Below are 12,626 nucleotides of genomic sequence, written 5' to 3'. Positions count from 1 at the left end.
AATGGAAAATATAAATAGCACACAAGAATTACAGAGTAAACAATACATATGTGTTAAGATAGGAACAGAGCAATATGGAATTGATATCCAGTATGTTGAGAATATTGTGCGTATGCAGAAAATTACCCGTGTACCAAAAGCCCAGACTTATTTTAAAGGGGTAATTAATCTCCGTGGTGAAATTGTTCCGGTTATGAGTCTTAGACTGAAGTTTAATTTAGAACCAGATGAATATACAAATACGACAAGAATCATAATTTTAAAATTAGAACCACAGGCATCAGTAGGATTAATCGTTGATGAAGTAAAAGAGGTTGTAGATTTGGATCCAAGTTGTATTGATAAAGCAACATATAATGCAAATGATGACAAATCACAGTTTATCAGCGGTGTTGGCAAACATGAGGATGGACTTATATCTTTACTTAATGTAGCGGATGTTATTATTGAGAAAGATAAAGATAATGAGGTGAAATAATTGTCTGATTTTGATTATAGTGCAATGGATTCGTTGCAGTTTGATGTATTAAGAGAAATTGGTAACATAGGTGCGGGCAATGCTACAACAGCATTGTCCCAGCTGTTACATTCCACAAAGATTGATATGAAAGTTCCCAATGTAGAGCTGTTAGATTTTCAAGATTTGGCAGATATGATTGGTGGAGCGGAAAATCTGATTGTTGGAATCCTTCTTACACTAGAAGGGGAAATTGATGGCATGATGATGTTTATGATGGAAAAGGAGTCTGCTCATCATGTGATTAATATTTTAATGAATCGGGATTTGGAGGATTTTGAATCTTTTACAGAGATGGATTTGTCTGCCCTTAATGAAATTGGTAATATTATTGCAGGTGCATACTTATCTTCGATATCTACTTTAACGAACATGTTAATTACATCATCGGTTCCTTATATGGCAATTGATATGGCAGGAGCAATTTTGAGTGTACCTGCGATTGAGTTTGGTAAGGTCGGTGATAAAGCACTGGTTATTAAAACGCAAATCGTTGAGGATGACATAGAAGTCAGCGGATATTTTGTATTAATACCAACATTGGAGTCGTATAGTAAAATTATGGCTTCTCTTGGATTATAGGTGATTACAATATGGGTAATATGATTAAAGTTGGCATGGCAGATTTTAATATATGCAAGGCTCCGGATGCAATTACAACATTAGGGCTTGGTTCCTGTGTTGGCATTGCTCTTTATGATGCAAATAGAAAAATTGCAGGCTTAGCACATATTATGCTGCCAGACAGCCAAGCGGTAAAGAACAACAGCAATGTTGCAAAATTTGCAGATACAGGGATTGATGCCTGTATTGATATGATGGTAAAAAATGGTGCCAGCCGGATTGGATTGGTTGCTAAAATTGCAGGTGGAGCTCAAATGTTTGCATTTGGGAGTGGTAATGACATGCTTCGCATCGGTGAACGTAACGTCATAGCAACAAAGGCAAAATTAAAGCAGTTGGGGATACGGATTCTTGCGGAGGATACTGGGAATTCTTATGGACGAACAATCGAATTTTATCCAGAAACAGGAGAACTTTTAATTAAGGCAGTTGGCAAACCTCCGAAAAAGGTCTAAAGGGGGAGAACAAAATGCAAGAAAGATATATACCTGCGATTACAATGTTATCGGCGGGAGCTATTGTGTGTATATTTTGTATTATTAAAAAAGTTGATACATTATATGCTTTAAAGCTTTTGCTTGGAATGTTAGTTTTGTTTTATATAGTTGGCTTGATTGCAAAGCGGATTATAAGAAAGATAAACGAGGAAGCAAGCCGAAAAGTTGCAGAAGAGAAAGAAGAAGCTATGGAAAGTGATGAAGAGCAGCAGGAAGATTCTGATGAAGAAACAAATGCGGAAGATAGTCAAGGGATGGACGAATAGTTATAAAATTTTATAGTGGAGGCATAGATGAACGAAGAACAAAGAAATAAACTTTGGGCTGATTATGCAAAACAAAAGTCACCTGATATTCGTGAAAAATTGATTATTGAGTATGCTGGTCTTGTAAAAGTGGTAGCTGGAAGATTAAGCATGTACCTTGGCTATACAGTTGAATATGACGATTTAGTGGGATATGGTACATTTGGTTTAATTGATGCAATTGATAAATTTGATTCTTTAAAAGGGGTTAAATTTGAAACATATGCAAGCCTTCGGATTCGTGGTGCAATTTTAGATCAAATTCGAAAAATGGATTGGATTCCGCGAACTTTGCGCCAAAAGCAAAAGAAGCTGGAAACGGCATATCAAAAATTAGAGGCAGAGCATGGAAGACCTGGAACCGAAGAAGAAGTGGCAGAAGAACTTGAAATTTCAGTTGATGAGTTGAATAGTTGGCAGAATCAGACGAAGGTAACAAATTTAATTTCTTTAGATGAATTTCTTGAACAGGGAAGTGAAATAAGAGTTGATTCCAATACAAGCATACAGTTTCAACAACCTGAGCGTATTATTGAACGGGAAGAATTAAAAAAGATATTAGCTGAGGTGTTAGAAGAGCTTACAGAAAATGAACGAAAAGTAATTTTGTTTTATTATTATGAAGAATTAACTTTAAAAGAAATTAGTAGAATTTTAGAAGTTTCAGAATCCAGAATTTCTCAGTTACATACAAAAGCACTGAAAAAAATGAAGGTAAAATTAGGAGAAAATATGGAATTATTTTATGGATTTTGATTTGTAGGTTATAAAAACTTATACTGTATAAAAGACGGAGGAAAATTATGGAGGGGAAGAATAGCTATTTTCAGTTAGTACATAAGGAAGATGGAACATACTTGAAAGTATATCCTGCTGAAAATGGAGGAGAGAAAGTAAAATACGATGTAGTTGTAGCTTATTTTGAACAGATTAATTTAACAGAGTACAGTCCGAAAGAAATCAATACGGCATTGTTATTGGCTGAAAAAGAACCACAGGAGGTCAAGATAACAGAAAAAGAGATATTGCCGGAAGATGAAAGAGTTTTGGTACATGTTGAATTAGATAAATCGAAAGCAACAGGAATTTTTGTGGCACCTTCGTCAAAAGGTAAGCAAATGAGCAAGCAGGACGTAATTGATTCCCTAGTTCAGGCTGGAGTAAGGTTTGGCGTAAAAGATGAGGCGATTGATGAATTTTTAAGAACAAGGGAGTATAGTAAGGAATTTGAACTGGCACTAGCGACTTCAGCGGTTGAGGGAAAAAGTGCAGTGATTACCTATCACTTTAATACAGACTTGAATACAAAACCAAAGGTAAATGAAGATGGATCAGTTGACTTTCATCATTTAGATATGATAAATCATGTTAATAAAGGTGATGTACTTGCAACGTTAGATCCGGTCGATTATGGAAAAAATGGAATTGATGTATGTGGAGGGGTTATTAAACCTAAAAAGGTTGTAGCCAAAGTATTAAAGCATGGAAAAAATATTCATTTGTCCGAAGACGGATGTACAATGTATTCGGATGTAGATGGTCACGTAACGTTGGCGGATGACCGCGTTTTTGTTTCCGATACATATGAAGTTCCGGCAGATGTAGGCGTTGCTTCTGGTGACATTGAATATGAAGGAAATGTAGAAGTAAAAGGAAATGTAATTTCAGGATTCAAAGTAAAAGCAAAGGGTGACATTATTGTAAATGGTGTTGTAGAGGGTGCCACTTTAATTGCTGGTGGACAAATTATTTTAAAACGTGGAATTCAGGGAATGGGAAAAGGAGTTTTAGAAGCAAAAGGTAATATTGTAGCTAAATTTATGGAAAATTGTAAAGTTATAACAGATGGAGAAATTACAACAGATGCAATTATGCACAGTGATGTTATAGCGAAAGGATCGATTACAGTTGGTGGTAAGAAAGGTATGATTACCGGAGGCAATGTGCGAACGACTGCCAATATAACAGCGACTACACTGGGTTCTGTGATGGGAACTCAGACGAATTTAACAATTGCAATTGATCAGGCAATTTTGGATGAATTTAAACAGGTAGAAGAGCGATTAGAACAAATTGAAGAAGAGCAGAAAAAATTAGTAGAGATTCTTAAAATCTGTGCTAAAAAGAAAATGACAGGAACTGCCTCAAAAGAAGTAGTACAGGCAGAACAGACAGCTGCCCTAAAGGCAAAACAGCTTCAAGCGGAGAACCAAAAATGTTCTTTAAGGCACAAAGTATTAAAAATGGAAATAGAGAATTACAAAGGTGGCAGAATTAAATTTTCAGGAAGTGCGTATCCCGGCGTCAAAGTAACTATTTGTAATTCTACATTATATATAAAAAATGAAACTGTCCATGGTCAATTTGTAAGAGATCGGGCAGAAATTTGTACCTCAAATTTATAAGGAGGTGAGTGTATGTCAATTCGACCAATTGATTTTGCAATGATGCCAAATAAATCACAAGAGGCATCACAAATGCAGTCTGCATCAAATCAAAGACAGACACATGCTCAAGAACAGCTTAGTGTACAATATAATCAAAATATTAAACATAATAGTCAACAGACGGTAAAAGCAACGAAGAGTGAAAATAATGAATACCGTTATGATGCAAAAGAAAAAGGAAATAATTCGTCTTATAATAGAAGGAAAAAAGGAAAACAAAATAAAGAGAAGGAAAAAGAGAACGAGAAGAAGTCAATTCAAATGAGTAATCTTGATATTCGAATTTAGAAGGGATAATTATGTTAGATATTAGTTTAGTGGTAATTGGATTCATTATTGTTGCCATCAGTTATTTTATTTCAGAAAAAATTGAGAAGGGACAGAATTCAGCTTCATTATCAGACCGTTCCGGTCAGATCCATGAACTTTGGAGCGAAAAAGATGAGGAAAAGGTTCGTAGTCAGGTAGAGAATGTTACTGCAGAAAAGATGAATGAAATAATCGATCAGACAGATGAAGAATTAAGTACAATTTCAAATGAAAAGATAATGGCAATGGATGAATTTTCCAATCAGTTATTAGAAAAAATTGAAACAAACCATAAAGAAGTTGTGTTTCTTTATAATATGTTAAATACAAAGCAGGATGAGATTAAGAAAATGGTAACAGAGGCGGATAAATCAAAAGCTGCTTTAGAAGATTTGATGAGATTGAGTCAGGAAAAAACACAAAAATCTTATACGGGAATTGATATGTTGCAAAAAATTGCAAAAGAGGGAAAAGAAAAAGTTTATGAGAAGCTAGAGAAAAGTGAGGTAACAGCCGATTCAGAACTTTTTGACAAGGTACATGCAAAGAAAAAGCCATTAAAAGAACCAAAGACAGATTTTGAAAATGAGGAAACTATGGAAATTCAAACAAGATTAGAAGATGAAATAGAAGAATCAAGAGAAGTAATACCAGATACTAAAAAAGAAAAGGAATCGGATTTAAAGGAAAATGTATTAAATTTATATCAGGAAGGTAAATCAATATTAGAAATTTCCAAATTGCTTCACATTGGGCAGGGGGAAGTAAAATTAATTATTGATTTGTATCAGGGTGTTACAATATGAAATTGAAATATTTTTTACGAGGATTAGGAACTGGTATTATTTTTACTGCATTAGTTCTTACAATATCATATCGGGTATCTGATAAGAACGAAATGACAGATGGACAGATTATAAAAAAAGCGAAAGAGCTTGGAATGGTAATGGAAACAGATGAGTTGAAGGAAAGCCTCGAAAACATGCAGAATCCATCTCCAACACCAAAGCGGAAAGACGAAGCGGCTACGTCTTTAACAACAGGCAGTAGCAATACACCAACCGTTACTCCGGAATCAACAGAAAAACCAAAGGATTCTAATGAGTCTAAGAAGACAAATGAATCGAACGAAACGGAAAAGAATGAGAGTGAAGTAAAAGAATATACAAAATTTACAATTCAGGAGGGAATGTCTTCTGCTCAAGTTTCGAGATATTTAGAGAATATTGGACTGGTTGATAAGGCAGAAAAATTTGACCAATATTTATGTAATAATGGATATTCAGATAGAATTTCAGTTGGAAAGTTTAAGGTTTCCAGTCACCCAGACTATGAAGAAATTGCCAGAACAATAACAAAATCAAATTAAATTAAATAATAGGGCAGGTACGCTCTAAAAAGTTTTAATTTAATCGTAAATCCGCTATACTAAGGTCAGAAATGGTATAGCGGATTTTTTGTCATAGGCTATAAAACAGTTAAAAAACAAAAATAAGATTGTACAATTAAGAGCTTTTATAAACCACAAAATAATCCAATAAATAAAGGAAGAAAATCAAAAAGCAAGGAAGATAAGTAAAGAATAGTCAAAAAATTAACAAGATTATCCAAGAAACGAAAAATAAGTTCGATAATCAAGTGGAACAACCCGAATCGACGAGATTGACGAGTATAAAAATTGTTGCTAGAATGAAGAAAATTTCACTTATGGGATTAATAATAAAATATGTAAGGAGGAAAACAAAATGAGTCAAGCAGTTGTCGGGGGACAAAATGCAAGTCGGTTAAAGGCTGACTTAGAAGCAAAATTTGAGCGCAAAGGTACCGTTCATGGTGCTATGTCTGGTATGACATACGGACTTTATAGTGTAATTCTTGGTCTTGCTACTGCAAAAGCACCATTTGCAACTGCACCATTAATTGCCGCTTCATTGGTTGCAATTGCCATTAATGATTCTCTTGCAGCATTATGGCTTACTGGCCTTAATGTTATGCAGGGACGTGGAAAGGAAATTATAAGGAATTTGTGTACTTTTCCTGGTATGATGGTGTGTCTTGCAGCTTTATTTGGTGGACCAATTGCAAATGTAGCTTATCTTTTGGGAATTATGTATGCCGGAGCAACTTATGCCATGCCAATTTCTGCACTGTGTCCTGTTGTTGGAGCAATTTTAAGCCGGATTTTTATGAAACAGAAGATATCAAAACGTGTTGGAATTGGTATGACAATCTGTATTATTGGAACAATTATCGTTTCTTATGTCAAACCAGATGGTAATCCACAAAATTTTTATCTTGGAATTGCATTTTCGTTGCTTGCAGCAATTGGATGGGGTGCTGAAGGCATGATTTCCACATTTGGAATGTCTATGATGGATCCTAAAATTGCAATTACAATTCGTGATGCGATGTCAGGTCTTTCGATTCTTATCGTAGGTCTCCCAATTATTGGAGGATATAAATTGTTTGCTTCTGCAATTACTCAGCCGGAAGTAATCGGAATCATGGCGATTGGAGCGCTTGTTTGCGCAACTTCATTTTTAACATGGTATAATGCAAATAGTATGTGTGGTGTTGCAAAAGGCATGTCACTTAATATTACATATGTTCTATGGGGATTTGTATGGTCTATTATCATTCTTCATGAAAGTGTTACTGGTATGGTAGTTGTTGGAGGCATTATTGTTACAATTGGAGCAATTTTGGTGTCTGTTAATCCAATGGATTTTATTAGAAAAGAGGAGGCTTGAGTATGAAAGCACCAGTTCGATTTCGTGTATTGGAATATATGACGACAGTGGAAAAAGCTTGTCCAGATGAGATTATGGAAGCGATGAGAAATGAATATGGAACAGAACGACATTTTACAAAAAAAAGCTTTATTGATCATGCAATGTGTTTGAAAGCAAATGGTCTCCTGGAAGATGCAGGCGCAGAGCTTAATGACAGTGGCGAATTAATCCTTTTTTATTCCATTAATGAGGAAGGTAAAAAGATGGTTTCGAAGTATATGCCTAATAAATAAGTTTTGTTACGATAGAAAAAATGCTATGCTAGGAGTAAACTGGTATAGCATTTTTTTGTATATTATACAAGACATGCTTTTACTTTTTGTATATATAATATATAATAGATAAAGATTTTATTAAATGTTTGTTTGATTTGTTAGTTTTAAATTGGACATTGGAGTGGAGAGGAATATGAGTAAAAATGAAAATAGTCTTGACTTAATTGTAGCATCGGATTTGTATAGCAGATACAGTGATTTATTATCACTCACGAAAAATTCTCTTTTATTGGTTGACCTAGATGGAAAAATTATACAGGAACTGATACCAGCACCAAATTTTTGCAGATACATTTGCCAAAAAGAGGAATCTTTTGTATGTGAGGATTATAAAAAACATATCAAGGATGGAGAGAACGGTTGCTTTATCTGTAAAAGAGGACTAAACAATGTGCTTATGCCTATCAAAAAGAAAGAAGAGATTGTTGCTTATATTACCGGTTTGCAGGCATATTCGAAGGATACGGAGGGGGAAAGAAGTAATGGTTTACTTTCACTGTTGGCGGAAAAAAAGAAGCTTTCATTTGAAACAGTAGCAAAGATGCATTCAGAGCTTCTTGTTGTTGAGAATGAAAAGTGTGAGGTACATAAGCAATTGTGTTCTTATCTTTCCAAAAATATTTCAAGAGAGTTGGAAAAATCAGAAGAGGAAAATACAGAACATCGGTTGGAGCAATCAATCGAACGTGAAATATTAAAAAAGAAAATCAATGATTTGGAAGCAAAAAATAATTCATTGACCGTAAATCCACATTTTCTGTTTAACACTTTAAATTGTATAGCCAGAATGGCTTATTTTGAGCATGCTTCGAAAACGGAGGAATTGATTTATTGTTTATCTGATCTTTTGCGTTATAACCTGCAAAAAGGAGAATCCCTTCATACCATTGGCACGGAGCTTGATAATATAGAAAAGTATTTGTATATACAAAAAGCAAGGCTTAGAGAACGGTTAGAATATGAAATTGATGTGCCGGAACATATAAAAACGTGTCGTGTCCCTAATATGATTTTACAACCGATTGTGGAAAATGCAATTTTGCATGGAATTTCAAAAAAAAGAGATGGCGGTTTTATTAAAATATATGGCGAAAGTGATCATCAAAAGATAATTATATTTGTTGCGGATAATGGAAATGGTTTTCCAAAGGATGTGTTAAAAAAGCTACAAAGTAAAGAAAAGGCTGTCGGTGAATTGGGATTTCGAATTACCGACAATCGGATAAAACAATATTTTGGAGATGAGTATGGATTAAATATTGTAAAATCAGATTTTAGTGGGAGTACGGTATCTATTACAATTCCAAGTAAATTTATGATGAGGTGATTGATATGTATTCGGTGTTGGTAGTAGAGGATGAACCCTTAGAATTAGAGTTTTTAAAGGCAATTGTAGAGGAAACATTGAAATCAGATGTTAAAGTCATAACGGCAAAAAATGGACGCCAGGCAGTGAATATGGCAAAAAAGTATCGCCCGGATATTATTTTTATGGATGTTATGCTTCCGGAAATTGATGGTATTCAGGCCATTCGTGAGATTCGGACTTTTTTATCCCATGTATGTGTCTGTATTATTACCGCTTATATGGAATTTCAATTTGCTCAGGAAGCAGTTCGGCTGCATGTACATGAATATTTGCTAAAGCCAATGAAACCTTCCGGTATCCGGAATGTGTTGTTAGATATGGTTCAAAAGGTAGAAGAAACGCAGAAAATTTTTGCAGGTGAACAGACAACTCTTGTTAAAAGCGAAGAGAAAGAAGAGGAAAAGCATCCAACATTTGTGGAGGAATCAAAAAAGTATATTCAAAAACACTACAAAGAGAAAATGACGCTTGAAATGGTTGCGTCTGAAGTATATGTAAACGCACAGTATTTTAGCAGGGTATTCAAAAAAGAGACAGGTGTTACATTTACAGAGTATGTAAATCGGCTTAAAATTCAATATGCTTGTAAGTTACTTGAAACAACCAGTTATCCGGCTTACCGGGTTTCAGTAGAATGTGGATTTCGTGATCCTTCTTATTTTAATCGAGTGTTTTGTGCCAGAATGAATATGACTCCGCAAAAGTATAAAAAACAGGTAATGACAAAAGCAAAGGTATAAAAAATGCAAGATAGGTGAAAAAATGCAAGAATAGATAAAAAGTGTTAGGCATTATACAAGAAACAATTCCTATTTCTTTCATTTGTGTTAGAGAGAATGGACTACAATAAAATTATGGAATCGAAGATAAAAATGTATAAAATGGAGGTTATTATGAATTGTTTTTCAATGAATACAAAAATTTATTTTGAAGAAAATGCGTTGGAACATTTAGAAACCATTGCAGGACAAAAAGTATTACTGATTGTTGACCCTTTCGTAGAAGAGAGTGGTATGATTACTATGATTACGGAGCCGCTGGAACGGGGAAAGAAAGAATATGAAATATTTAAGGAAGTTGCACCGGATGCTCCAATTGATAAAATTACGCAGGGAGTTGACAAAATGCTTACTTATCATCCTGATGTATTAGTTGCTGTCGGTGGAGGTTCTGCAATTGATTCTGCAAAGGCAATTCGAGAATTTGCCTTAAAAATAGAATCTTATGGAAAAATACCGCTTATTGCAATTCCTACTACAAGTGGAACCGGCTCTGAAGTGACAAATATTTCGGTTGTATCAGACCCTGGCTCGAAAACAAAACAACCGCTTTCTTCTGAATCTCTGACACCAAATGAAGCAATTCTTGCAGTTCAATTGGTAGAAAGTGTTCCTGCATTTATTACGGCGGATACAGGAATGGATGTATTGACTCATGCACTAGAGGCCTTGGTTAGTTCGAAACATTCCTGTTTTTCCGATGCACTTGCAGAAAAGGCAATCGAATTATGCGGTACTTATTTACTTCGTTCTTATCGGAATCCTAAGGATAAAGAAGCAAGAGAACAAATGCATTATGCGTCCTGTCTTGCAGGAATGGCATTTCAGACTTCTTCTCTTGGGCTAAATCATGGAATGGCACACCAGCTTGGAGGAAAGTTTCATATTCCACACGGCAGGGCAAATGCAATTATTTTACCTTATCTGATTGCTTATAATATTGGAACGGAAGATAAGGAAACAATGCGACGTTATGGAAAGGCAGCTAAAATACTTGGGCTTAATTGCTTTAATGATACGATGGCAGTTCGGTCTTTAATTCAGTGGGTCAAAGGAATGATGAAAGAGATGAATATGCCGGGGACGATATCGGAAATAGAAAAAGTACCGGAATGTGAATATGAGAGTGCGGTCTGGGATATGGCGGAGTCTGCATTAAAAGATGCGTGTACAATGGGAAATCCTAGAATACCTGTAAAGGAAGAAGTCGTTTTATTGTATCAAAAGTTATGGAAATAATTTTTTTCTTTACATTCAGCCATTGGTACATTTGTCATGACAAAACTTGTTATTATATTGATATTCTTAGCGAATTCTGCTACTATTACAATAATTGAGTCAAAAAGAAAAACGAGGGTATTGGTGAATTGAATGAATAGAAAAGAAGAAGTAGTACAACAGACGCTCCGTCAAGTATTTAATGATGCTGCAATCGAGTATGATAAATCTAGGTTTGCGGGTGGTCTTACAAACTATAATTATATTATGGAAATTCAGGGAGAAACTTATGTAATTCGTGAACCGGGAACGATGACAGAGCATTTTATTAACCGGAAAGTGGAACGGATTAATACAGGTATTGCCTCCGAGCTTGGAGTTAATTCAAAATGTGTTTACTGCGATTCTGACACAGGTGTAAAAATTTCAGTTTATATAAGGGAAAGTAAGAATCTTGCACAAGTTAATCCCAGTACAAAAGAAAATCTTTTGGGAGTTTCGAATATTTTAAAAAAACTCCACCAAAGTAATTTAAAATTTTCAAACCGATTTGATTGGAAAAAGGAAATTGCTCTTTATGAAAAGCTGGTTTATAAGCAAAATGGTCTAATGTTTTCTGATTATTTTACTTTAAAGGAACGTTTGATTCATTTTATGGAAGATAATTTAGAGGAAGAGTTTTACTGTTTATGCCATAATGATACAGTGCCGGAAAATTTTTTGCTTGATAAAAAGGGAGAATACTATCTGATTGATTGGGAATATTCGGGGCAAAATGACCCTGCGTGGGACATTGCAGCATACATTATTGAATCCCAATTGGGAAAGAAAGCGATTGAGCAATTTTTTTCTTTTTATTATGAAAGTAATGTGCCTGAGCCAGAAAAATTGAAAATAAAATGTTATTTGATGGCTCAGGATTTATTATGGACAGTATGGGCACTAATCAGGCATTATAGTGGAGATGATTTTTTAGAATATTGTTGCAACCGATATGAACGGTTTAGGAAAAATATGGAGCATATAGAAGAACTTGACAGGTATCCGATTGAAAATATGGTACGGTATAAAAGTTAAAAAATGTTGTAAGAATATTTGGGCTTATTCAGAAATTTTTTGAATAGGCTCTATTTTTGTTTAAAGATAAGAAGCTCTAAATAATTAGTGTTGTAATGCGAGTTAATTAATAAGAAAAAAATTGTCATTTTTTGCAAAAAAAAAAAGAGAAGAAAAAGGGTATACAAAGTTTGAAAAATACTGTAATATATTGTATATAGAGATTGACAGAATGTTTTATTATTATTGCTAACTGCAGAGTAAAAATGTTTTGATGTATAATAATAAAATATTTGTCTTTACTTTACAATATAGGTAATTGCGAAACTCGCGAAGCTCGTTCGCAATCTTGAACCAAAACAAGGAAGAATTCGCGCAGAGCACGAATTCTGGAATGAAAAGTGGATAACCGGACATTTTAGGCGCACTTTAATAAAC

General features: G+C 34.5%; 15 protein-coding genes. All 15 read left to right on the top strand.

The window, feature by feature from the left end; translation table 11 throughout:
- Position 1 precedes the first annotated feature (1 nt).
- The 15 genes from FYJ58_RS03745 to FYJ58_RS03675 all read left to right on the top strand — a co-directional run bounded on the left by FYJ58_RS03745 (position 2) and on the right by FYJ58_RS03675 (position 12,209).
- A complete protein-coding gene (locus FYJ58_RS03745) occupies positions 2-478 on the top strand; it encodes a chemotaxis protein CheW (RefSeq protein ID WP_154517453.1) in 477 nt (158 codons plus the stop codon).
- Complete coding sequence (locus FYJ58_RS03740) at positions 479-1,099, top strand: chemotaxis protein CheC (RefSeq protein ID WP_235912542.1); 621 nt, start codon at positions 479-481, stop codon at positions 1,097-1,099.
- Positions 1,100-1,110: 11 nt separating this feature from the next.
- Positions 1,111-1,596 carry a chemotaxis protein CheD gene (locus tag FYJ58_RS03735; RefSeq protein ID WP_154517450.1) on the top strand — a complete coding sequence of 162 codons (486 nt, stop codon included), beginning with the start codon at positions 1,111-1,113 and terminating at the stop codon, positions 1,594-1,596.
- Between the two features lie 14 nt (positions 1,597-1,610).
- On the top strand, positions 1,611-1,904 hold the full coding sequence (locus tag FYJ58_RS03730) for a hypothetical protein (RefSeq protein WP_154517447.1): 294 nt from the start codon (positions 1,611-1,613) through the stop codon (positions 1,902-1,904).
- A 27-nt stretch (positions 1,905-1,931) separates the two neighbouring features.
- On the top strand, positions 1,932-2,699 hold the full coding sequence (locus FYJ58_RS03725; RefSeq protein ID WP_154517444.1) for a FliA/WhiG family RNA polymerase sigma factor: 768 nt from the start codon (positions 1,932-1,934) through the stop codon (positions 2,697-2,699).
- 47 nt (positions 2,700-2,746) lie between these two features.
- Positions 2,747-4,348, top strand: a complete 1,602-nt coding sequence (locus FYJ58_RS03720; RefSeq protein ID WP_154517441.1) for a DUF342 domain-containing protein — start codon at positions 2,747-2,749, stop codon at positions 4,346-4,348.
- A gap of 12 nt (positions 4,349-4,360) precedes the next feature.
- Positions 4,361-4,678, top strand: coding sequence for a hypothetical protein (locus FYJ58_RS03715; protein ID WP_154517438.1), 318 nt, complete (start codon positions 4,361-4,363; stop codon positions 4,676-4,678).
- 11 nt (positions 4,679-4,689) lie between these two features.
- Entirely contained in the window at positions 4,690-5,505 is an 816-nt protein-coding gene (locus FYJ58_RS03710) for a DUF6115 domain-containing protein (protein WP_154517435.1), read from the top strand.
- Positions 5,502-6,068 carry a BAR domain-containing protein gene (locus FYJ58_RS03705; protein ID WP_154517432.1) on the top strand — a complete coding sequence of 189 codons (567 nt, stop codon included), beginning with the start codon at positions 5,502-5,504 and terminating at the stop codon, positions 6,066-6,068. Before FYJ58_RS03710 ends, FYJ58_RS03705 begins: the two co-directional genes overlap by 4 nt.
- A 376-nt stretch (positions 6,069-6,444) precedes the next feature.
- The gene (locus FYJ58_RS03700; RefSeq protein WP_154517429.1) at positions 6,445-7,449 is read left to right on the top strand and encodes a DMT family transporter; all 1,005 of its coding nucleotides are present in this window, start codon (positions 6,445-6,447) and stop codon (positions 7,447-7,449) included.
- A gap of 2 nt (positions 7,450-7,451) precedes the next feature.
- Positions 7,452-7,724, top strand: a complete 273-nt coding sequence (locus FYJ58_RS03695) for a hypothetical protein (RefSeq protein WP_154517426.1) — start codon at positions 7,452-7,454, stop codon at positions 7,722-7,724.
- A gap of 175 nt (positions 7,725-7,899) precedes the next feature.
- Positions 7,900-9,093, top strand: coding sequence for a histidine kinase (locus FYJ58_RS03690; RefSeq protein ID WP_154517423.1), 1,194 nt, complete (start codon positions 7,900-7,902; stop codon positions 9,091-9,093).
- 5 nt (positions 9,094-9,098) lie between these two features.
- On the top strand, positions 9,099-9,875 hold the full coding sequence (locus FYJ58_RS03685) for a response regulator transcription factor (RefSeq protein ID WP_154517420.1): 777 nt from the start codon (positions 9,099-9,101) through the stop codon (positions 9,873-9,875).
- Positions 9,876-10,028: 153 nt separating this feature from the next.
- Positions 10,029-11,153: a 1-propanol dehydrogenase PduQ gene (locus FYJ58_RS03680; RefSeq protein ID WP_154517417.1), complete on the top strand. Its 1,125-nt coding sequence runs from the start codon at positions 10,029-10,031 to the stop codon at positions 11,151-11,153.
- 132 nt (positions 11,154-11,285) lie between these two features.
- Entirely contained in the window at positions 11,286-12,209 is a 924-nt protein-coding gene (locus FYJ58_RS03675; protein ID WP_154517414.1) for a choline/ethanolamine kinase family protein, read from the top strand.
- Positions 12,210-12,626 lie beyond the last annotated feature (417 nt).

The organism is Velocimicrobium porci (assembly GCF_009696045.1).
In the GTDB taxonomy this organism is placed as follows: domain Bacteria; phylum Bacillota; class Clostridia; order Lachnospirales; family Lachnospiraceae; genus Velocimicrobium; species Velocimicrobium porci.
The sequence above is the reverse complement of the archived record's forward strand: the minus strand, read 5'-3'. Positions and strand labels throughout refer to the sequence as shown.